Annotated in this window: 19 protein-coding genes; 7 read left to right on the forward strand and 12 right to left on the reverse strand. The window is 64.7% G+C overall.

Features of this window, described 5'->3' with window-relative positions; genetic code table 11:
• Nucleotides 1-68 precede the first annotated feature (68 nt).
• The 6 genes from AB5K84_RS32685 to AB5K84_RS32710 form a co-directional block, all read right to left on the reverse strand.
• Nucleotides 69-839, reverse strand: a complete 771-nt coding sequence (locus AB5K84_RS32685) for an alpha/beta fold hydrolase (protein WP_038965790.1) — start codon at nucleotides 837-839, stop codon at nucleotides 69-71.
• Nucleotides 840-1,027: 188 nt separating this feature from the next.
• The gene (locus tag AB5K84_RS32690) at nucleotides 1,028-2,314 is read right to left on the reverse strand and encodes a DUF445 domain-containing protein (RefSeq protein ID WP_011085672.1); all 1,287 of its coding nucleotides are present in this window, start codon (nucleotides 2,312-2,314) and stop codon (nucleotides 1,028-1,030) included.
• A 135-nt stretch (nucleotides 2,315-2,449) separates the two neighbouring features.
• Nucleotides 2,450-2,905 (reverse strand): phasin, encoded by a 456-nt coding sequence (locus AB5K84_RS32695; protein ID WP_011085671.1) that lies wholly within the window; start codon nucleotides 2,903-2,905, stop codon nucleotides 2,450-2,452.
• Nucleotides 2,906-3,108: 203 nt separating this feature from the next.
• Complete coding sequence (locus AB5K84_RS32700) at nucleotides 3,109-3,702, reverse strand: GNAT family N-acetyltransferase (protein WP_028172421.1); 594 nt, start codon at nucleotides 3,700-3,702, stop codon at nucleotides 3,109-3,111.
• A complete protein-coding gene (locus AB5K84_RS32705) occupies nucleotides 3,699-4,781 on the reverse strand; it encodes a PHA/PHB synthase family protein (protein WP_011085669.1) in 1,083 nt (360 codons plus the stop codon). Before AB5K84_RS32705 ends, AB5K84_RS32700 begins: the two co-directional genes overlap by 4 nt.
• Nucleotides 4,778-5,161, reverse strand: a complete 384-nt coding sequence (locus AB5K84_RS32710; RefSeq protein WP_038965792.1) for a hypothetical protein — start codon at nucleotides 5,159-5,161, stop codon at nucleotides 4,778-4,780. The genes AB5K84_RS32705 and AB5K84_RS32710 overlap by 4 nt, the downstream gene beginning before the upstream one ends.
• Before the next feature lie 167 nt (nucleotides 5,162-5,328).
• Between AB5K84_RS32710 and AB5K84_RS32715 the strand changes: the two genes are divergently transcribed.
• The gene (locus tag AB5K84_RS32715; protein WP_011085668.1) at nucleotides 5,329-6,243 is read left to right on the forward strand and encodes an alpha/beta fold hydrolase; all 915 of its coding nucleotides are present in this window, start codon (nucleotides 5,329-5,331) and stop codon (nucleotides 6,241-6,243) included.
• Here the strand turns inward: AB5K84_RS32715 and AB5K84_RS32720 are convergent.
• The 6 genes from AB5K84_RS32720 to AB5K84_RS32745 form a co-directional block, all read right to left on the reverse strand.
• Nucleotides 6,240-6,914 (reverse strand): spermidine synthase, encoded by a 675-nt coding sequence (locus AB5K84_RS32720; RefSeq protein ID WP_011085667.1) that lies wholly within the window; start codon nucleotides 6,912-6,914, stop codon nucleotides 6,240-6,242. The two genes, AB5K84_RS32715 and AB5K84_RS32720, sit on opposite strands and share 4 nt — an antisense overlap.
• Nucleotides 6,915-6,990: 76 nt before the next feature.
• Nucleotides 6,991-10,227 (reverse strand): bifunctional cytochrome P450/NADPH--P450 reductase, encoded by a 3,237-nt coding sequence (locus AB5K84_RS32725; protein ID WP_011085666.1) that lies wholly within the window; start codon nucleotides 10,225-10,227, stop codon nucleotides 6,991-6,993.
• A 129-nt stretch (nucleotides 10,228-10,356) separates the two neighbouring features.
• Nucleotides 10,357-11,352: an alpha/beta fold hydrolase gene (locus AB5K84_RS32730; RefSeq protein WP_028172427.1), complete on the reverse strand. Its 996-nt coding sequence runs from the start codon at nucleotides 11,350-11,352 to the stop codon at nucleotides 10,357-10,359.
• Between the two features lie 10 nt (nucleotides 11,353-11,362).
• Complete coding sequence (locus tag AB5K84_RS32735; RefSeq protein WP_011085664.1) at nucleotides 11,363-12,913, reverse strand: WS/DGAT/MGAT family O-acyltransferase; 1,551 nt, start codon at nucleotides 12,911-12,913, stop codon at nucleotides 11,363-11,365.
• 47 nt (nucleotides 12,914-12,960) lie between these two features.
• Complete coding sequence (locus tag AB5K84_RS32740) at nucleotides 12,961-13,761, reverse strand: esterase/lipase family protein (protein ID WP_011085663.1); 801 nt, start codon at nucleotides 13,759-13,761, stop codon at nucleotides 12,961-12,963.
• Nucleotides 13,761-14,018 (reverse strand): DUF6489 family protein, encoded by a 258-nt coding sequence (locus AB5K84_RS32745; protein ID WP_011085662.1) that lies wholly within the window; start codon nucleotides 14,016-14,018, stop codon nucleotides 13,761-13,763. Before AB5K84_RS32745 ends, AB5K84_RS32740 begins: the two co-directional genes overlap by 1 nt.
• Nucleotides 14,019-14,417: 399 nt before the next feature.
• On the opposite strand from AB5K84_RS32745, the gene AB5K84_RS32750 reads away from it, so the two are divergent.
• The 6 genes from AB5K84_RS32750 (at nucleotide 14,418) to AB5K84_RS32775 (ending at nucleotide 21,959) form a co-directional block, all read left to right on the forward strand.
• Nucleotides 14,418-16,013: an ABC transporter substrate-binding protein gene (locus AB5K84_RS32750; RefSeq protein ID WP_011085661.1), complete on the forward strand. Its 1,596-nt coding sequence runs from the start codon at nucleotides 14,418-14,420 to the stop codon at nucleotides 16,011-16,013.
• A 104-nt stretch (nucleotides 16,014-16,117) separates the two neighbouring features.
• Nucleotides 16,118-17,098, forward strand: coding sequence for an ABC transporter permease (locus tag AB5K84_RS32755; protein ID WP_038965796.1), 981 nt, complete (start codon nucleotides 16,118-16,120; stop codon nucleotides 17,096-17,098).
• A gap of 10 nt (nucleotides 17,099-17,108) precedes the next feature.
• Nucleotides 17,109-18,080, forward strand: coding sequence for an ABC transporter permease (locus AB5K84_RS32760; protein ID WP_011085659.1), 972 nt, complete (start codon nucleotides 17,109-17,111; stop codon nucleotides 18,078-18,080).
• Nucleotides 18,081-18,093: 13 nt separating this feature from the next.
• Complete coding sequence (locus AB5K84_RS32765) at nucleotides 18,094-19,080, forward strand: ABC transporter ATP-binding protein (RefSeq protein ID WP_011085658.1); 987 nt, start codon at nucleotides 18,094-18,096, stop codon at nucleotides 19,078-19,080.
• Nucleotides 19,077-20,066, forward strand: a complete 990-nt coding sequence (locus AB5K84_RS32770) for an ABC transporter ATP-binding protein (protein ID WP_011085657.1) — start codon at nucleotides 19,077-19,079, stop codon at nucleotides 20,064-20,066. Before AB5K84_RS32765 ends, AB5K84_RS32770 begins: the two co-directional genes overlap by 4 nt.
• Nucleotides 20,067-20,153: 87 nt before the next feature.
• Complete coding sequence (locus AB5K84_RS32775; RefSeq protein ID WP_011085656.1) at nucleotides 20,154-21,959, forward strand: gamma-glutamyltransferase family protein; 1,806 nt, start codon at nucleotides 20,154-20,156, stop codon at nucleotides 21,957-21,959.
• The last annotated feature ends 6 nt before the right edge of the window (nucleotides 21,960-21,965 follow it).

A 21,965-nucleotide genomic window follows, 5' to 3' on the forward strand; every position in this document is an offset into this window, starting at 1 on the left:
CCCCCTCACCCGGATTGCATCTTCGATGCAATCCGGCCTCTCCCCGCACGCGGGGAGAGGCAAAGAAGCTACCTATGCGGATCGGGATACGCCAGGCTGCGCCAGCCGCTGCGGTCGAAGGGCTTCCACTGGCCTTCCTTCTGCGCAAGCCGGTCGGCGACAGCGTAAACCGCAGCCGGGTGATGCCCCATGCCGCAATGGCTGCTCTCGATCTCGATGCTCTCGGTCTGCGCGCCGGACTTCTCCATGCAGCCCTGCCAGGCGCAGACGCCGTCGGTGCGGCTGAAGATGGCGGTGGTCGGCACCGGCGGCGGAACGGCGAGTTCGCCGCCGAAGCGCGGATCGACCTGATCGGCCTTCTGCCCGCTCGCCCATTCATAGACACGCCAGGCATTGGTGGAACGCGGATCGCCGGCAAAGGGGCTGCCGAGGGTGATCACCTGGCGCACGCGCTCGGGCATCATCTTGGCGAGCTGGCGCGCATAGAGGCCGCCGAGGCTCCAGCCGACCAGGCTGATCTTGCGGCCATGCGTGTCGCTGAGCTCCTGGACCAGGTCGACCATCGCATGCTGCACGCCCGGACGCAGGCCGTAGTTGCGGCCCTGGCGCCAGCCACTCACCGCGTAGCCCTTGCCTGACAGAAAGGTGCGTAGCGCGCGCGTGGACGCGTCGGAGGCCACAAGGCCCGGCAGCACCAGCACCGGATGCCCATCGCCGCGCGGCGCGAGGCTCAGCAGTGGCAGCGCGCCGAGGAATGCGCCGAACTCGTGGATCGCGCGCCCTTCCAGAAACATCAGGGTACGGGACGGCGGACGCAGCGTCTGGGCAGTAGCGGTCATCAATGTTTCCCTTGGGACGGCGCCGGCCGCGATGCCGGCAAATGGGCATGAATTCCAATACGCCGGCTTCTTGAACGTTCCGCAGCGCAACATGAATCAGCTAGGCGGCCGGTGCCCGACATTCAAGCGGGAGAGACGCGGGGCCACAATAGGCCCGCGCGTTAATGCTAACGTCAGTGACGCAAAAGTCACAGCAATCGAAGCAGGAATTCTACGGAGTAGAGCGCAAGTCCGGCCAGCCCGCCGATCAGCGAGCCGTTGAAGCGGATGTATTGCAGGTCACGGCCGATGTTGATTTCGATCAGCGAAATCAGCTGCGCCATATCCCAGGCCTTGACCTGGTCGGAGATGAAGGTGGAGACGCCGCTCTTCTGGTCGGCGACGAAGCTGCGCAGCACCGTCACCAGACCCTTGTTGATCTCGCCGCGCAGTTCGGCATCGCCGGCGAGCGCCTCGCCCGCGGCGACGAACATGCCGACGAGATGATGCTGAAGCACCTGTGTCTCGCCGGAGGCGCTGCGCTCGATGAAGGAGCGCGTGTTGGCCCAGACGGTGCGGGCGAGATCTGCAAGCTCGGGCCGCGCCAGCAGATCGCGTTTCAGGCCGTCGATGCGATCGATGTAGGCCTGGTCGGTGCCGAGCCGGTCGACGAAGGTCAGCACCATGCGATCGAACTCGCCGCGGAACGGATGCTTGGGATCGCTGCGCACCTCGTTGAAGAAGGCCGTGGCCGACGCCACGATCTTGTTCACCAGAAACTTGTCGGCGCGGTAGAGCCTGAGCAGGGTCGGCAACTCCGCGCGCACCTTCTCGCGGATCATCGCCATCGTCTCTTTCTGGTTCAGCGTGTCATGCATCACGCGCAGGAGATCGTCGAACAGGATCTGGTGCCGCCCTTCCGCAACGAAGCCGCGCAGCGTGCCGGCGGCGAGCGGCGCGAGGTCGATCGCCTGGAGCTGCGAGGACATGCGGCGGATGATGAAGGTCATCAGGCCGGAGGTCTCGGTCGCGGAGAAGGCCTCCGGCAACAAACGCAGCGCGAAGCGCGCGAGATCCTCGCTGCGCTTGCGATCGCGCAGCCAGTCGGCAACGAAGGAGCCGAAATCGATCTCGTTCAGCTTGGCCTCGACGGGTCCGGCCTCGAGAAAATGCACCTGGATGAACTCGCCGAGCTTGTCGGCGATGCGGGCCTGGTTGCTCTGGATGATCGCGGTATGCGGGATCGGCAGGCCGAGCGGCCGCTTGAACAGCGCGACCACGGCATACCAGTCAGCGAGGCCGCCGATGGTCGCGGCTTCTGCGAAGGCCGCGATGAAGCCGAACACAGGATGCACGGGCAAAAGCCATTTCGCGACGACGAACAAGGCCAGCATCGAGGCCAGCACCAGCGTCGCCAATGCTTTCACGCGGCGCAACTCGGCCGCCCGCTCGGCGTCACCGGGAGTGTCGAAGGAGAAGGTGGCGGGAGAAGTCATGATTCACCGAGCTTACGTCATTCCGGGACGATCCGCAGGACCGGACCCGGAATGACGACCGACGATGACGGCGGCGCAAAAAACAAGGCCCGCCGAAGCGGGCCTCAAAATTCAGTTTATCAACGCGACGCGCAATCAGGCGGTCTTGTTGTAGACCTTGGCAAAGTTGTCCTGAGCGGACTTCGCACCATTGGCGGCGAGCTTGCCGAGATAGTCGGTGGTCGCCTTGGCGCGCGAGACGAACGCTTCGCCGCGGGAGCGGAGCAGGCTCGACTGGATCTCGACGGCTTCGCTGAACGACTTGGCGGACGCGAGCTTGTCGATGCCCGAGAAGAACGCTTCAGCGTCCTCGTAGATCGCCTGCTGGATGTTGCGGCTGATCTTGCCGGCCTCGGTGACGGACTCGGTCACCGCGTTCTCGACGGCGGCGGTCACGCGCTCGGAGCCAGCGAACACCTCGGCAGCACGGTCCTTGGCGGTGTTGGCGGTCTTCTTGACGAATTCGCGGGCGGCCTCGGGAACTTCCAGGTTCTGGATGTTCTTGAAAGCGTCCTTGAAGCCCTCGAAAGCGGTGTTGGTTTCAGTGGTCATGGGGTTCTCTCCATCCTCAATGGTCTGAGCTATGGGCTCACCCCGTCCGCATTGGCCCGGGGCACGGCTTATATGGCATAGTTAATTGTGCGATGCAACATTCATATTGCACTGCAGTATCACGAAATCGTGAACAGCCTTAACAGGAGGCAATATGATGCCTCCCTCACCAATCCCGGCGAAGGCGTGCCTGATCGCGGTCTTTAGAGCTGGACGGCACCTGGCAGCCCATAGGCCTCCATCTGGGCCTGGACCTGCGCGATGTTGTGGCCGAGCACGACAATGTCGTGGGTCTTGCCGTCGACATCGCGGACGTGGTCGCGCAGCAGCGCCTCGGCCTTGAAGCCGAGGCTTTCGAACACCGCGATCGCCGCCTGCTGGTCGACCGTCATCTGGACCGAGAGCTTTTCCAGGCCGGCGCCGAGCGCGAGCGCAAAGGTCTCCTGCGACAGCGCCCGCCCCACCCCCTTCCCGCGCACGTCGAGCGAGACCACCATGCGAATCTCGCCGACATGGGGCGACCAGGAATGCGGATCGCGCACCAGCGTGCCGCAGCCGACGACCTTGCCGTCCTTCACGGCGAGCAGGCTCGTGATCGCACCGCGCTCGATCTCCTTGACCCAGGCCGAGAGCACTTTTGGCTCGCTGATGTTGCGGGGCAGGAAGAGCAGATCGTGCGTCGGCAGGCCCTTGCCAAAGGCGAGCACCGCGGCTTCGTCCGCAGGCGACATCAAGCGGATCTCGATCTCGCCGGCGTCGGTCTTGACCTGACGCGGATAGGAACGCTGCTCACTCATGTCGATCTCTTCCCCAGCCAGGAGTCCAGTTTCGGCCACAGCCGTTTCACCGCGTTGGCGCCGGCGACCAGCGAGACGTGCCCGCCCTTCAGCATCACCTCTTCCTTGTCCGCCGATCCAATCTTCGCGATCAAATGTTTTGCGGCATCATAGGGCACGATGTGGTCGTGCTCGGCGACCGCATGCAGGATCGGCACCTTGATATCCTCGAGCTTCGCCGCACGGCCGCCGACCGACATGGTGTCGTTGAACAGCTTGTTGTCCCACATCAGGTCCTTGGTGATGGTGCGGAAATACTCGCCCGCCAGCGGCAGCGTATCGGTCGCCCAGCGATCGAACATCCGGTAGGACTTGACGAACTCGTCGTTCCAGATGTTTTCCCAGAGCTGGATCTGGCTCACCGTGCGCGAGGCCGGGCGCAGCATCTCGAACGAGGACAGGATCATCTCCGGCGGCACGTTGCCGATGCTGTCGACAAGGCGATCGACGTCGAAATAGCGGCGGTCGGAGAAATTGGAGAACAGCTTCATCTCGCGGAAGTCGATCGGCGTAGTGAAGCAGATCAAGTTCTTCATTGGCCCGTCCTTGTGGATCGAGCCGTAGAGCAGCGACAGCACGCCACCGAAGCAGTAGCCGATGACGGAGACGTCCTGCTCGCCGGAATCCTGCTGCACGCGGCGGACGCAATCCGGGATAAAGTCGAGGACGTAGTCCTCCATGCGCAGGCTCTTCTCTTCCGGACGCGGCGCGCTCCAGTCGAGCATGTAGACGTCGTAGCCGCGCCTCAGGAGGAACTCGATGAAGCTCTGGCCGGGCACGAGGTCGAGGATGTAGCCTCGATTGGTGGTCGCCATCACGATCAGCACCGGCACCCGGTAGATCTCGTCCGACATCGGCCGATAGTGGTAGAGGCTCATCGTGCCGCGTGAATGCAGCACGTCTTTCGGCGTCGAGCCGAGCGTCGGGCCGGAGGTCGAGAAATATTCGACGCCCTTGATGCTGCGCTGGATTGCGCGCTGCACCTCGGACTGGATGCGCTCCGGGATGGAAGCGAAATCAAGTCCCGTCGGCGCGTTCATTTGGGCTCTCCGCCTTCGGAGGGCGGGCGTTTCGTCCGCGGCGGCCGCGGCGCACCGTCGAAGCCTTGCGACAGTCCGGAACCTGCCGCCATCTGGCTCAGCATCGACTTCATCTCGCCGATCTGGACCTCGATCGACTGCAGCCGTTCCGCAAGACCCGTGACCTGCTCCCGGCTCGGCAGATTCATGCTGACGAGGTATTTCTCCATGAGCTCGCCGAGCTGCTTCTGAGCACCTGCAGCAACGCCGCCGGCCCGATTCATCGCTTGCGAGAACTCAGGCGACGACATGGCTTGATTGGCGAAAGAGTTGAACCCCTTCTCCATCTCGCCAACCATCTTCTGCCACACGGCAACGGGATCGTTGGTCTTGTCGGTCATCGGCGTCCTCCTGGTATCGAGAGCTGCGATGCCCTTCTTTTTTGCCATACCACACCGTTGCGCGGTGCCGGTCAACCGGCAAGCAGCGGGTGCGCTGATGCGCGCGCCGCTTCATTGCGGCGGAAAACCGTGCGATACAGCATCGATCAGCAGGAGGGACCGCGCCCGTGAACGCCCATCAGCCGCCCCAGACCGTCCGCGCCAACGGCATCGACATTTGCTACGAGATTTTTGGCAACGACAACGCCGAGCCGCTGCTGCTGATCATGGGGCTCGGGGCGCAGATGATCCATTGGGACGATGCGTTCTGCGAGCAGCTCGCCGTGCACGGCTTTCGCGTGATCCGGTTCGACAACCGCGACATCGGCAAATCGAGCCATCTCACGGGCGGCAAGCGGCTGACGCCGCTCGAGCTGTTGAAGCTCCGCTTCCTCAGGATTCCCGTTGCCGCAACCTACAAGCTGATCGACATGGCCAGGGACACCGTCGGCCTGATGGACGCGCTCGGCATCAAGTCGGCGCATCTGGTCGGCGCCTCCATGGGCGGTATGATCGCGCAGGAGGTGACGCTGTCGTTTCCCGAGCGCGTTCGCTCGCTGACCTCGATCATGTCGACGACGGGCAATCCGCGCGTGCCGCCGCCGACACGCGAGGCCGCCGCCATGCTGATGGCGCCGCCGCCGCGCAGCAAGGAGGAGTTCGTCGTCCGCTACGGCCAGACCTGGAAGGTGTTGCGCGCCGGGGCCTTTCCGGAAGAGGAAGCACTCGACCCTGATCGTGCCGAGCGCGTGTTCGCGCGCGGGCTCAATCCGGCCGGTGTCGGCCGGCAGCTCCGCGCCGTGCTTGCCTCGGGCAGCCGCAAGGAGCGGCTGCATGCCATGAAGACGCCGACGCTGGTGATCCACGGCACGGTTGATCCCCTGGTCCATCCCGAAGGTGGCAAGGACACGGCCGCATCAATTCCGGGCGCAAAGCTGTTGATGGTCGAAGGCATGGGCCACGCGCTGCCGATGCGTTTCTGGCCCGAGATCATCGGCGCCATCGACAAGCACGCGCGTCGAGCGGCAGCACAGGCTGCCTAGCGCTTTCTCGCCATCCAGATCACATGGCGCGCGCCGCCGCCCCTGCCGGTGGCGCGGATGTTGACTTCGTTGACGTCGAAACCCGCGCTCTTTAGGCGCCTGGTGAATGCCGGGTTGGGCCCCGACGACCAGACGGCGAGCACGCCGCCCGGCCGCAGCGCCGTCTTGGCCGCCTTCAACCCGCCCGCGTTGTAGAGCGCATCATTGCCCTTCCGGGTCAGCCCCTCCGGCCCGTTGTCGACGTCGAGGAGGATGGCATCGAAGGCCGATCGCTGCGCGCGGATGATTTCTCCAACGTCGGTCTCCCGGATCTTGACACGGGGATCGTCGAGGCTGTCGCCAAAAACCTCCGCCATCGGACCTCGCGCCCAGGCAACCACCGCCGGCACGAGCTCGGACACCACGATCTTCGCCTTAGCTCCGAGCACGGCCAGCGCCGCGCGCAGCGTAAAGCCCATGCCGAGGCCGCCGATCAGGACGACGGGCTTTCCGACCGTCTCGATCTGCTTCGCCGCCAGCGTCGCAAGTGCCGCCTCGGAGCCCGACAGGCGATTGTTCATCAGCTCGTTGGTGCCGAGCTTGATGGAGAACTCCTTGCCCCGCCGCATCAGACGGAGCTCTTCGTCGGAGCCGGGGATTTTGGCGGTGTCGATCTTTTCCCAGGGAATCATGGGAGAGCTTTAGCACGATTTGCTTCGTAGCTTGGATGGAGCGAACCGCAATCCGGGCTACAGGAGGTGGCTCGGCCTAACCGCCCGCCCAGACGTCGAGCACATAGCGGTTCGTCGCGCCCATCTCCTCGATCCAGCGCGCGGCTGTCGCGGTATCGCTACCGCTCTTCTCGTGACGGATCGCGACAAGGGCCGCCTTCACGTCGGGCTCCATTTGGCCCCCGTCGCCGCAGACGTAGATGATGGCGCCCTGCTCGATCAGTGGCCAGACCTTGTCCTTCTGCGCCGCGAGCACGTGCTGCACATAGGTCTTCGGTCCGTCCGCGCGCGAGAACGCGGTGAAGAGCTCGGTGACGCCGCTTGCCGCCAGCGCCTTCAGCTCGTCGGCGTAGAGAAAATCCTGATCGGGGTGACGGCAGCCGAAGAACAGCATGGCCGGGCCAAGCGAAGCGCCTTTCGCCTTGCGCGCGGCGCGCTCCTGGAGGAAGCCGCGGAACGGCGCCAGCCCCGTGCCCGGGCCGATCATGATGATCGGCACGGATGAATCGTCCGGGAGCCGGAAGCCGGCCTTGGTCTCGCGCACCGTGGCGTAGATCGCATCGCTCGCGCGCCGGTTGGCGAGATAGTTCGAGCAGATGCCTTTGTAGACGCCGCGCCCGGAAGCGGCCGGCCCCTCGACGACGCCGACCGTGATACTGCACCGCGCTGGATCGACCGACGGGGAAGAGGAGATCGAGTAGTAGCGCGGCGCCAGCAGCGAGAGCATTTCCAGATAAACGTGGAACGGCAATTCGCAGGCCGGATATTCGAGCAGCAGATCGTACACCGATTTGCGCATCGCCAGAATCTCGGTGCGATAGCGCTCGGCCGGCTCGGCCTCCTCGCCGACGAAGGCCAGCAGCTTCGGCTTGGTGACCGGGCAGCGCGTGTGCTCGGCCATGATCTGGATCTGCTTCCGCGTCGCCACCTGCTGCAGCTCGACGAACTCGCTGAGCAGGCGGCCGACCGACACGGCCTCGCCGACCGGCAATTGCGCACGGCGGCCTTCGGCCACCTGAAGCCTGATCTGGTCGGCCGGCAGGAAGCCGAAGCGGCGGGCGACCGAATCCACCAGCGTCGGATCGTTGCGCGGAACGACGCTCAGATGATCGCCGACGCGGTAGGTGATGTTGGATGGCAGCTGCACCTCGATATGGCGCGTCGAGCGCTCCGACGGATTGGACCCGCTCTTGTTCTGAAGCTCGTCATTGACCAGCACCTTCATCGCCACCGCGCCGCCCTGTGCGACGATGGTATTGACGGCAGTCACCGCGACAGGTTCGATCGCGTAGAGCGGATCGTCCTCCGCGGTGCGGGTAAAATTCCAGTCGATGCCGAACTCCTTGGTCGCGACCTGCGCGGCTGCCGGAAACCACTTCTGGAACTGGCCGTCGAGATCGCTGCGCGCGTCGCCTTCGCCGCGCGGATAGACCGCGCGCGCGCCATGCCCCGACAATTGCTCGTCGATGAAGCGCGGCACCGATTGATAGGTCGCAGCCCAGTCGCTGTTGCCGCAGCCGAACACGGCGTAGCGCACATTGGCAAAGGCATCCTTGGGCAGGTCGCTGCCGAGCCATTTGACGAATTGCGTCGCATTGTCCGGCGGCGCTCCGTTATAGGAGGCGCAGATGATCAGCACGCCGCCCTCCTGCGGCAGCTTGCCGACGTATTCGTCGAGCGCCCCGAGATGCACGGCAAAGCCGTTGATCTCGGCGAGGTCGGCCATGCGTGTCGCGAGTTCTTCGGCGGTGCCGAGATTGGAGCCGTACAGCACCAGCATCGGCGTGTTGTGGCCGGGCCGCGCCGTCGGCTGACGCGGTGCTCGCGGCGCCGAGGACACAGCCGCGACAGGCCCGCCATAGGCACCGCGCTCGCGATCGGCGCGCGGACGAACCTTGATCTTGAAGCCCTCCGGCTTCATCGTCAGCGTTTCCTTCAGGTGCATCTGGTAGCGCTGGTGGTCGATCAGCTTGAAACGCTGGAGGATCATGCCGAGCGCGAGCGCCGCCTCGTGCATGGCAAAGCCGCGGCCGATGCAGGCGCGCTGACCGTTGCCGAACGGCTTCCAGGCATTGATGGGCCGCTTGGCCTCCGCCTCGCGGCTGAAATTTTCGGGATCGAAGGCATCGGGATTCGGCCCCCAGACGGAGGGATCGCGATGCAGCGCCGTCACCAGAATGGTGATGAACGTGCCTTTCCTGAGCTTGTACTTGCCGCCACCGATGGTTTCGTCCGCGAGCGGTGAGATGCCGTAGGCCGGCGCCGGCGGCCACAGCCGCAACGCCTCCTTCAGGATCTGCGTGATGTAGGTGAGCTGCGTCACCTGCTGATAGGTCGGCTTCGCGTTGACATCTGGACCGAAGACGCGATCGACCTCGTCATAGGCCTTCTTGAGGATGTCGGGATGCTTCAGGAGCGCATAGAGCGTGTAGGACAACAGGCCGCTTGTCGTCTCGTGGCCGGCGATCAAAAACGTGTTGATCTGGTAGCGGATGTTGACGTCGTCGAGCTGCTCGCCGGTCGAGCGGTCGACGCCGGTCATCATCGCCGCGAGCATGTCCTTCTTGTCGTCGATCCCCTCCGCGCTCTTGCGGCGCTCCGCGATGATCTCGTCAACCATCTTGTTCATGAAGGCGACGTCTTCAGCGAGGGTCTTGCGCCGCTTCTGCATCCATATCTGCTCGAACGGAAGACCCCGCGTCATCATGATGGTTTCGAGCGAGCGCACCAGCGACTCGACGAAGGGATGGTAGTCGCGCCGGTAGAACGAATTGAATCGGTAGTCGAAGCCGCACAGGCCGATCGTGTCCAGCGTCAGGGCGGTCATGTCGTGGACGACGTCGATCTCGTCGTCGGCGTTGAGCCGCTCCCATTTTTGGACGAGCTGCTCGGCGATGTCGACCATGCTCGGGTGGTAGGACTGCATCGCGCGGTTGCCGAACGGCTGGAGCAGGATGTTGTGCGCCTTGCTCCAGTTCGGCTCCCTGGTGTCGGCCGTGAACAGGCCGTCGCCGCCGACCGCACGCACGCGCCGCAGCGCGCCGCGCACCGTCTTGTCGAAGCGCTTCTCGTCGGACAGCTCGTCGACGAGATCGTGGCCCGAGACGACGACGATCGGCGAGCCCATCATGTCGAGCCAGAAGATCGGGCCGAGCTCCTTGGCGAGCCGCGTCAGGTGCTGCACGGGAGCCGCCGAGTCCAGCGACAGCATATTGCCGACCACCGGCTTGGTCGGCGGCTGCGGGATCGGGTCCAGACGGTTCTTGGATGACATTGACGTGCGCTTCCCCCTGATCGCGTCATTCCGGGGCGATGCGCAGCATCGAACCCGGAATCTCGAGATTCCGGGTTCGCCCTTCGGGCGCCCCGGAATGACGTTCCATTTACACTGACGACGGCATCGTCACCCAAACCGCCTTCTACGCCATTCGATCAGCTTGGCGCTGACCTCGTCCGGCTTCTCCTGCTGCGTCCAATGGCCGCTGTCGCGGACCAGATATTTTTCGAGATCGGGAATCAGCTTGTCCATGCCATCGGCGGAAGACGGCGGCAGCACCGCGTCGTTCTCGGCCATGATCATCAGCGACGGCACGCGTACCGTATGATCGAGTCCTTCGGAGCGTATCCAGTTGCGCGACATGTTGCGGTACCAGTTGATGCCGCCGGTGAAGCCGGTCCTGGTGAAATTGTCGACAAACACCTTCTTCTCTTCCGGCGACAGGATCGGCGTACGCGGATCGTGCTTGGCGTCATAGGCCGCAATCATCTGCGGAAACGCCAGATTGACCCGCGGCGAAGCGCCCACGCCGGCAATCACTTCCTCCGCCGGCGCATCGGGCGGGCGCGGCGCCGGCTTGCGCATGAATGCATCGAAGGTTTGCTCGACGCGGCTGCCGAAAATCCTGTCGGCTTCACGCGACGGGTCCTGGAACTGCACGATGTACATCTTGTCGCCAAACCGCGCGCGCAGGAGTTCGATCGGATCGGCCCAAGCCCGGTTGGTATGGGGGGTATTGATGCCGACCACGCCGGCGACGCGGCCGATATGCCGCAGCGGCATCTGCCAGACGATGAAGCCGCCCCAGTCGTGGCCGACGAAGATCGCCTTGTCGATCCCGAGATGATCGAGCAGACCGACGAGGTCGCCGGTCAGGTGCTCGATATCGTAGTCCTCGACCGGCTCGGGCCGGTCGGTCGCGCCATAACCGCGCTGGTCCGGCGCGATCACCCGGATTCCGGCCTCGCTCAGCGCCTTGATCTGATGGCGCCAGGAAAAGGCGAGCTCCGGCCAGCCATGGCACAGCACCATCGGCGGGGTGTCGGAGACCGGACCCGCCTCGTAATAACCCATGCGGATTCCGTTCGTCTGCACGAACTTGAGCGGCGGCATTTCGATCATCGGGACATTCCTACTCAGCAGCGCCCTTGATGTCGGCCGCTGGCGGCGCATAGGCCGCCTCCAGCGCAGCAAACTCCTCGGGCAGCATGTCACACATCACCTGCACATGCGGAATGATGTTGGCACCGACAATGAAACCGAAATCGAGCTGGTCGCGATAGCTCTGCACCGTGATGTTGAGCGCCTGCCCGTGCGTCGAGATCGACACCGGGAAGATATGCAGCAGCTCCGCGCCGGCGGCGTAGAGCGTCTGCCGCGGCCCGGGTACGTTGGACACCGTGATGTTGGCGGCCGGCGGCAGCACGTCCGACAGGTTCGAGCGGCTGTAGAGCAAGGCCAGGATCTGCACCATGATCGGCGCGCCCAGCATCGAGATGTTGGACACTTGCGGCATCAGGGCGCGCAGCGGATGCGACATCTCCTTGGACTTGGTCGATTGCGCGATGATCGCCTCCAGTCGGGCCTTGGGATCGTCGATGTCGGTCGCGATCGCGCAGATCATGCCGAACACCTGGTTGTTGGCCTCGGTGTTGCCTTCCTCGCGCAGCGAGATCGGCACGGCGGCGGTCAAGGATTTCGCCGGCAGCGTGCCATATTGCTGGAGATAGCGGCGGACCACGCCGGAGGCGAGCGCCAGCACGACGTCGTTGAGCTTGCCGCCGGCCTGCTTGGCCAGCGCCTTCGCCCGCGACAGCGGGATCGACACGCCGGCGAAGCTGCGCTCCGAGGAGATGGTCTTGTTGAGCATGGTCGGCGGCGACACCATGCTGGCCAGGCTCTCGCGCGACTTCGGATCGGCGACCTTGCCGAGCACGTCGGACACGCTCTTGAGCACGGTCGGGATGTTGCCGGCGAAGCGCACCGCGCTCTCGATCTGGTACATCGCGTTGTCGAACAGGATCGAGCCGATGTCGCTCTTGCCGGTGCGGGGCAGCTGCAGGTTCTTCGCAGCGGCCGAAGCATCGAGCGGCTGGCTGAAAAGCTGCTGATAGGAATCGAGCAGGTTGGCGGCGATGTCACGCGGCTCCTGCCCCGGCTTGGCTCCCGCCGCCGGCGGATCGACCTTCCGCGGGATCGGCGAGATGTCGTAGATCATGTTGGTCAGCGCCGCGCCGGCACCGCCGTCGATGGCGGCATGGTGCATCTTGGAATAGAGCCCGACCTCGTTGTCCTTCATGCCCTCGAACACGTAGAATTCCCAGAGCGGGCGGGCGCGGTTCAAGAGCTTGGCGTGCATCCAGCCGACGATGCGTTCCAGCGTGGCGCGGTCGCGCGGCTGCGGCAGGCTGGCGCGGAAGATGTGACGGTCGATGTCGAACTGATCGTCCTCGACCCAGGAGGGATGGTCGATGTCGAGCGGCGCCTTCTCCAGCCGCGCCTTCAGGATCGGCGCGATGTGCAGGCGCGAGACGATCATCGCCTTGAAGTCTTCGAAGAAGTCGCCCCTGTAATCGTCGGGCAGGCGAAAGATCGCCATGCTGCCGACATGCATCGGCATTTCCGGCGTTTCCAGATAGAGAAACGACGCATCCAGCGACGACAGCTTCTTACCGTCAGCCATAGTTCCCTCCCGCGAGATTTGACGGGCGCCTTGGGCGGCGCTTCTCGTCAGGCCGATATTGCCCGCTCCGGCGGGGCATATGCAATGGCAAACGGCCCTGCCCGGTCAAATGGCCAGAACTCCCCCTCCGGTTGCGCCAGCCGGTCTGCCACGGCCCACAGCGCGGCGGGGTTAACGCCGAGCCCGATATGGCTCGCCAGGTGCACCTCGATGTTCTCGGCATGGTCCGAGGGGCGCAACAGACAGGTCCGCCAGTTCACGACGCCGTCGGCGCGGGAATAGATCGACGTCGCCGGCACCGGCAGATCGCCGGCGATCGCCTCGCGCAGTTCGGCAAAATCCTCGACCCGCTCGCCGGACAGCGCCTCATAGAGCCGCGTGGCGTTGGTCGCCCGCACGTCGTTGGCAAAAGGACTGCCGAGCGTAATGACGTAACGGACCATGTCGGGCGCCTGGAGCGCGAGATCGCGGGCATAGACGCCGCCGAGGCTCCATCCGACCAGGCTGACCTTGCGCCCCCTCGCGGCGTGGATCTCGGCGAGACGGGTGCGCAAGGCCTCCCGCATCCGCCCCAGCCCGCCGAGATTGCGGCCCATCCGCCAGGCATGTGCCTCATAGCCGAGCTCACTCAGATAGCGCCGCATCGGCGCCATCGAAAGATCGCTGGCGAGAAAGCCCGGCAGCGTCAGCACCGGATGGCCGTCGCCCCTGGGCGCGCGCATCAGCAACGGCGACAACAGCAGGCTGGCGTTCAACTCGAACAGGCCGCGGGCTTCGGCGAGCAGCAAACCAAGGCCCGGCGGACGAAGCCGGTCAGACGCTTGCGGCCCGTCCCGCCCGGCCGACATTATTTCTTCTTATCGCTGCTGCGCGTTCCGCCGAGGCCGGCCATGGTGACGAACATGTCCTGAAACCGCTCGGCAAGCTTCGGATCGAAAGTGAACCAGCTCTGGATCAGCGATTCCGGCGAGACCTTGTCGATATTGCTCAGGACCTGCTGCTGCAGCTTGTCCATGACGGCAATCTGCATCGGCGAGACGTCCGGCAATCCGAAGAACTGACGGGCCTCGAGGGGGGTGCAGTCGATTTCGATGTTAACTTTCATGTCCCCTCCGGATGAGATTCGAGCACTCTGTTGGAGTATCGCCGCGACACGGTGTGCAACGCAAGCGACCTCAGACGCGCCGCGGGGCGCCGGCTCCCGCAATCGGCGGGTATGGTCAATCAAATTGCTCGGCCGCGACCGCAGCTCGGACGGCTGAGACGCCAACGGCCGACAGGGCCAATTTCCCTTTACCCCGGGACTTCACAGGTCGAAAGTCGAATGTCGTTCGCGCGCCAGCCTCCCCTAGATTGCCGGTCAGCATTGCTGCACAGCGGTGCAACTTGGCGCGTTCCTTGCTGGAATGGCGCTTGCACGGGTCGTGAACTCTGGGCAACATGGATCGATCAGCCCCGCCGAACAATCAAAAATCACGGCGCGGCAGAGTGGAGAGGGTCAAGAATGTCAGTCGGACGAACTCTGTTTGCGGCGACGCTCGCCGGTACGCTTGCGTTGGCGGTCTCGCCGGCGTCGAGCCAGACGCTACGTTATGCCAACCAGGGTGACCTGAAGTCGCTCGATCCCTATACGCTCAACGAGAGCACCACCCACGCTCATCTCGGTCACGTCTATCAAGGCCTCACCGCGCGCGACAAGGACCTCAAGATCATTCCGGCGCTGGCGGAAAGCTGGGAAACTCCGGAGCCGACCCGCTGGCGTTTCCATTTGCGCAAGGGCGTGAAGTTCCACAATGGCGACCCGTTCACCGCCGACGACGTGGTGTTCTCGGCCGATCGCGTCCGCAAGAAGGGGTCCAACATGCAGACCCGCCTTGCGCCCGACGTCAAGGTGGTCAAGGTCGACGACTACACCGTCGATTTCGTCCTGCCCTCGCCCAACCCCATCCTGCATAACGCGTGGGATGTCTGGTACATCATGGACAAGAAATGGGCCGAGGAGAACAACGTCGTCGATCCGACGCCGGTGGCGGCGACCACGCCGAGCTACGCCTCGCTCCACGAGAACGGCACCGGCCCCTTCATCATCGAGAGCCATCAGCCCGGCGTGAAGACGGTGTTCAAGGCCAATCCCAATTACTGGGGCAAGGTCGAAGGCAATTTGAAGGAGATCATCTTCACCCCGATCTCCTCCGACGCCACCCGCGTCGCCGCCCTGCTCTCGGGCGAAGTCGACGTCATCGAGCCGGTGCCGATCCAGGACATCTCCCGCGTCGATTCCAGCCCGAATGCCCAGGTGCTGAAGGGGCCGGAGCTGCGCACCATCTTCATCGGCTTCGACCAGATGCGCGATGAGCTGCTCTACTCCAACATCAAGGGCAAGAACCCGTTCAAGGACATCAAGGTCCGCGAGGCGTTCTACAAGGCGATCGACATCGAGCTGATCAAGACGCGCGTGATGCGCGGGCTGGCGACGCCGTCGGCGCTGATGATCGCGCCGGAGCTGTTCATACTGTCCAAGGAGTTCACGCGGCCGAAATTCGATCCCGACGGCGCCAAGAAGCTCCTGACCGAGGCCGGCTATCCCGACGGCTTCGAGGTCACCATGGACTGCCCGAACGATCGTTATGTCAACGACGCCGCGATCTGCCAGGCCGTGGTCGGCATGCTCGCCCGCATCGGCGTCAAGATCAATCTGCTGGCGCAGCCGAAGGCACAGTACTTCGCCAAGGTGCTGAAGCAAGGCGGCTACCAGACCTCGTTCTACATGCTGGGCTGGACGCCGAGCACGATGGACTCCCACAACGTGCTCTTTGACATCATGGGCTGCCGCGACGATGCGAAATCCTCACGGGGCGAGGCCAATCTCGGCGGCTACTGCAACAAGGAGTTCGACGCCATCACCGACAAGGTGCTGGTCGAAACCGACACCGCCAAGCGCAACCAGCTGATCAAGCAGGCCTACGAAATCGGCAACAAGGACTGGTCCTACATCCCGCTGCACCAGCAGGCGCTGGCCTGGGGCGTATCGAAGAAGGTCAACCTGCCGCAGCGCGCCGACAATCTGGTCATGTTCCATTGGGCGACCAAGAAGGAATAGCGTCAGTTGAACACGAGGTCCCGGGAGCGTCAGGCTTCCGGGACCTTTCCTTTTCCGGCCGACAAAGTCGTCGGCTGTAAGCGCACCCAAGGACAGTGGAAGAAATGCTCGCTTTCACTCTACGCCGCGCCGTTCAGGCTATCGGCGTCATGTTTGCCGTCGGCATCATCGCGTTCTCGATGTTCCGATTCGCCGGCGATCCCGTCAACCAGATCGTCTCGATCGACACGTCGGCGGCCGAACGCGAAGCCGTGCGCAAGTCGCTCGGCCTCGATGATCCCGTGCCGGTGCAGTTCGTGCGCTATTTCGGCGATGCCGCGCAGTTCAAGTTCGGCGTGTCCTACCAGTTCCGCCAGCCGGTCTCGGCGCTATTGATGGAGCGCATGCCCGCGACGCTGGAACTTGCGATCTGCGCGACCGTGTTCGCAATGGTGTTCGGGATCCTGATGGGAGTCTATTCGGCGCTCAAGCGCGACACCGCGCTCGCCAAATTATTCCAGGCGGTCTCATTGATCGGCATCTCGCTGCCGACGTTCCTGATCGGCATCCTCCTGATCTATCTGTTCGCGGTGACGCTGGGCTGGCTGCCCTCGTTCGGCCGCGGCGAGGTGGTCAAGCTCGGCTGGTGGACGACGGGCCTGCTCACGCTGTCGGGCCTGAAGGCGCTGATCATGCCCTCGATCACGCTCGGCCTATTCCAGATGACCCTGATCATGCGGCTGGTGCGGGCGGAGATGCTGGAAGTGCTGCGAACCGACTATATCCGCTTCGCCCGCGCCCGGGGGCTCACCACCCGTGCCATCCATTTCGGCCACGCGCTGAAGAACACGCTCATTCCCGTGATCACGGTAGCCGGGCTCCAGTTTGGCTCGGTTATTGCATTTTCGATCATCACCGAAACCGTGTTCCAGTGGCCGGGCATGGGACTTCTGTTCGTTCAGGCCGTGCAAAACGTCGATATCCCGATTATGGCCGCCTACCTGCTGATGGTCTCGCTGATTTTCGTCACCATCAATCTGGTGGTCGATATCCTCTACACCGTGGTCGATCCGCGCCTGCGCTCGACCGTCGGCCGCGCGACATAGGGCAATCTGCATGTCAGACGCAGTCGTCTCCAATTCCGACAAGCAGAGCACGCAGCCGACCCACGCTGCCCGCGGCTGGTTCAGCCGCGCGCTCGATAGCGACGTCTTCTATTCCTTCCGCCGCTCCAAGCTCACCATGGTTGCGGCCGCCATCACGGTCTTGTTCTTCCTGCTCGCGATCTTTGCCTCCTGGCTTGCGGTCCAGAACCCGTTCGATCCGGCGCAACTTCAGCTGATGAACTCGCGGATCTCACCGCTATGGACCGCCGACGGCCAGAGCCCGTTCCTGCTCGGCACCGACGAGCAGGGTCGCGACGTGTTCTCCGCCATCCTCTACGGCATGCGTATCTCGCTCGCCGTCGGCGTGGCCGGCGTGATCTTCGCCGGTGCGCTCGGCATCGCGCTCGGCCTGATGGCCGGCTATTTCGGCGGCGCGGTCGACGGCGTGATCATGCGGATCGCCGACGTCCAGCTCACCTTCCCCGCCATCCTGATCGCGCTGCTGGTCAATGGCATCGCGAAATCGATCCTCGGCAACCGGCTGGATGCCACCAGCATGCTGGTGGTGCTGGTGATCTCGATCGGTCTGAGTTTCTGGGTCGGGTATGCCCGGACCGTGCGCGGTTCCGTGATGGTCGAGAAGAACAAGGACTACGTGGCCGCCGCGCAGCTGATCGGCCTGCCCGCGCCCGTGATCATGCTGCGGCATGTGCTGCCGAACACGATGGGCCCGATCCTGGTCATCGCCACCATCAACCTCGCGCTCGCCATCATCACCGAGGCGACGCTGTCCTTCCTCGGCGTCGGCCTGCCCGACACCATGCCCTCGCTCGGCACGCTGATCCGCATCGGCAACAACTATCTGTTCGCGGGCGAATGGTGGATCGTCGCCTTCCCCGGGCTCGCGCTCGCCGCACTGATCCTCTCCATCAACCTGCTCGGCGATTGGCTGCGCGACGCGCTCAACCCGAAACTTCGATGAGTGTGCGTCGCCCATGACCGAACCTGTTCTCTCCGTGCGCAATCTCCAGGTGGAGTTCGCCTCCCGCCGCGGCACGCTGCGCGCCATCGACGACGTCTCCTTCGACATCGCCAAGGGCGAGGTGCTGGGGGTAGTCGGCGAATCCGGCGCCGGAAAATCCGTCACCGGCCTCGCGGTAATCGGCCTGATTGATCCTCCCGGCCGCATCGCCGGCGGCGAGATTCATCTCGCCGGCCTGCGCATCGACAATCTGCCGCCGGAAGAGATGCGCCGCATCCGCGGCAAACGCATCGGCATGATCTTCCAGGATCCCCTCACCTCGCTCAATCCGCTGTACCGGGTCGGCGACCAGATCGTGGAAACCATCCGGACCCACCTCAATTTGTCCGAACAGGCGGCCCGCCGCCGCGCCATCGACCTGCTCGCCGAAGTCGGCATCCCCGCGCCGGAAAAGCGCATCGACGGCTATCCGCACGAGTTCTCCGGCGGCATGCGCCAGCGCGTCGTGATTGCGCTCGCGATCTGCGCCGAGCCTGAGCTGATCATCGCGGACGAGCCGACCACCGCGCTCGACGTCTCCGTGCAGGCGCAGATCATCTCACTGATCAAGCGGCTCGGGCGCGACCACGGCACCGCGGTGATGCTGGTGACCCACGACATGGGCGTGATCGCGGAGACCTCGGACCGCGTCGCGGTGATGTACGCCGGCCGCGTCGCCGAGATCGGTCCAGTGCAGGACGTCGTGAGGAACCCGCTGCATCCTTACGCAAAAGGATTGATGGGCGCGATCCCGACGCTCGCGGGCGAGGACAAGCGCCTGGTGCAGATCCCCGGCTCCATGCCGCGCCTGTCGGCGATTCCGCGCGGATGCTCGTTCAATCCGCGCTGCGCGTTCGCATTCGACCGCTGTCGTGTCGATCGGCCCGAGCCACTGCCGCAAGGCGCCCAATCGGTCGCCTGCCATCTCTATGACAATGTGCCGGCGGAGAGCGCGGCATGAGCGCCCCTTTCGTCCAGGCCACAAATCTGCGCCGCGTCTTCGATGTCTCGAAGCCCTGGCTCAACCGCGTGCTGGAAGGCGGGCATCTCGAATATCTCAAGGCTGTCGATAACGTCACCTTCGACATCAGGAAGGGCGAGACCTTTGCGCTGGTCGGCGAGTCCGGCTCCGGCAAGACCACGGTGGCGCGGATGGTGGTCGGCCTGTTGCCGCCGAGCTCGGGCGACGTCCAGATCGACGGCGTCTCGATGGGGGATCCGCGGCAGGCGCCGGCGCGGCGAAAGCTGCGCCGCCGCATCCAGATGATCTTCCAGGATCCCTATGCGAGCCTGAATCCGCGCTTCCGGGTCGATGCCATCATCTCCGAGCCGATCCGCGCCTTCGACCTGATCCAGGGCGAGCGCGACATCCAGGCGCGCGTCGGCGAGCTGCTCAGCCTCGTCGGCCTGCATCCCGACGACCGGCTGAAGTTTCCGCACGAGTTCTCCGGCGGCCAGCGCCAGCGTATCGCGATCGCGCGGGCGCTCGCGTCCGATGCCGAGTTCATCGTCTGCGACGAGCCGACCTCGGCGCTCGACGTCTCGGTGCAGGCGCAGATCCTGAACCTGATGCGCGACCTCCAGGACAAGTTCGGCCTGACCTACATGTTCATCAGCCACAACCTCGCCGTGGTCCGTCACATGGCGAGCCGCGTCGGCGTGATGTATCTCGGCCGCATCGTCGAGATCGCGGAAGGCCGCGAGCTGTTTGCCCGGCCGCGCATGCCCTACACCAAGATGCTGCTGGGCGCCGTGCCCGATCTTGCCATGAGCGGCCGCCAGCGCATTCCGGTCAAGGGCGAGATTCCGAACCCGATCCATCCGCCGCCCGGCTGCGCCTTCAATCCGCGCTGTCCGCTGGCATTCGATCTCTGCCGCAAGGAAGCCCCGGAACTGATCGGCGGCGTCGCCTGCCATGCGGTTAACACCGCGCCGGTCCCGGCGTGACGCGCGCGTGCCATGCGGCCTGCGCATTGGCGGCACGGCATCGCCTGTGATCAATTGCGCGCGCCACAACTAAGGTAACGAAATCCCATGGCCAGCAACGTCAATCCGGATCCCTTCACGACGCGCCCCGAGATCGAGGGCACGTTCGGGGTCGTCGCCACCACGCACTGGATCGCGACCGCCGTCGGCATGGCCATTCTGGAAAAGGGCGGCAACGCCTTCGATGCCGGCGTCGCCACCGCTTTCACGCTCCAGGTGGTCGAGCCGCATCTGAACGGCCCCGGCGGCGACGTGCCTGTTATCGTGCACGACGTGAAGCGCGGCCGCACCGAGGTGATCTGTGGCCAGGGCCCGGCGCCGGCGCGCGCCACCATCGCGCATTACAGGAGCGAAGGCCTCGACATGGTGCCGGGCACCGGCCTGCTCGCCGCCTGCGTGCCCGGGACCTTCGAATCCTGGATGATGCTCTTGCGAGACTACGGCACCATGCGCGTACGCGACGTGCTGGAGCCCGCGATCTCCTACGCGCGCGACGGCTATCCGCTGGTCGAGCGCGCCTGCGCCACGATCCAGACCGTCGAGCAGCTATTCCGCAAGCACTGGCCGACCTCGGCCGCGGTGTATCTTCCCAATGGCGAGGTGCCGAAACCCGGCACGCTCTTCACCAACAAGACGCTGGCCGCGACCTACGCCCGCATTCTCAGCGAGGCCGAGAGCGGCGACGGTGGCCGCGACGCCGAGATCGAGCGTGCGCGAAGGGCCTGGTCGCACGGCTTCGTCGCGGAAGCCATCGACAAATTCTGCCGCACGCAAGAGGTGATGGACGTCAGCGGTTCGCCGCATCGCGGCGTTCTCTCGGCCGACGACATGGCGCGCTGGCAGCCGACCATCGAGGCGCCGCTTACCTACGACTATGGCCGCTACACTGTCTGCAAGGCCGGCGTCTGGAGCCAGGGCCCGGTCACGCTGCAACAGCTCGCACTGCTCAAGGGCTTTGCGCTCGACGGACTCGACCCGACCGGGCCGGAATTCATCCATCTCCAGATCGAATGCGCCAAGCTCGCCTTCGCCGACCGCGAAAAGTTCTACGGCGATCCGAAGTTCAGCGAGATCCCGATCGCGACGCTGCTGTCGGATGCCTATAACGACGAACGCCGCAAGCTCGTCACCGACAAGGCCTCGCTCGACTTCCGCCCCGGCTCGGTCGAGGGCTTTGGCGGTGTCGTCAAGCTGCGGCGCGCCGAAGGCCAGCGCGAAGCGGTCGGCGCGCTCGGCGCCGGCGAGCCGACGGTCGGACGCTTCGGCGAGGTACGCGGCGACACCGTGCATTTCGACATCATCGACAAGGCCGGCAATATGGTCTCCTCGACGCCATCGGGCGGCTGGCTGCAATCTTCGCCGATCATTCCGGAGCTCGGCTTCTGCCTCGGCAGCCGCGCGCAGATGTTCTGGCTGGAGGAAGACCATCCCGCCGCGCTTGCGCCGGGCAAGCGGCCGCGCACCACGCTGTCGCCGACCATGGCGCTGCGCGACGGCGAGCCGTATCTCGCCTGGGGCTCGCCGGGCGGCGACCAGCAGGACCAATGGATCACGCAATTCTTCCTGCGCCACGTCCATTGCAATCTCAACCTTCAGGAATCGATCGACGCACCGGCCTGGCATTCCGAGCATTTCCCGATCTCGTTCTGGCCGCGCACCGCGCGCCCCGGCGTGCTCGTGGTCGAGAACCGCGTACCGAAGGCAGCGATCGAGAATCTGCGCGAGCGCGGACATATCGTCGAGATCGGGCCCGACTGGTCGGAAGGCCGCCTCACTGCGGCCTCGCGCGTCGGGGTGCGCCGCCGCGCCGCCGCTAATCCGCGCGGCATGCAAGGCTACGCAGCAGGACGCTGATGGACA

Origin of the sequence: Bradyrhizobium sp. 1200_D9_N1_1 (assembly GCF_052075915.1) — a bacterium.
Classification (GTDB): domain Bacteria; phylum Pseudomonadota; class Alphaproteobacteria; order Rhizobiales; family Xanthobacteraceae; genus Bradyrhizobium; species Bradyrhizobium diazoefficiens.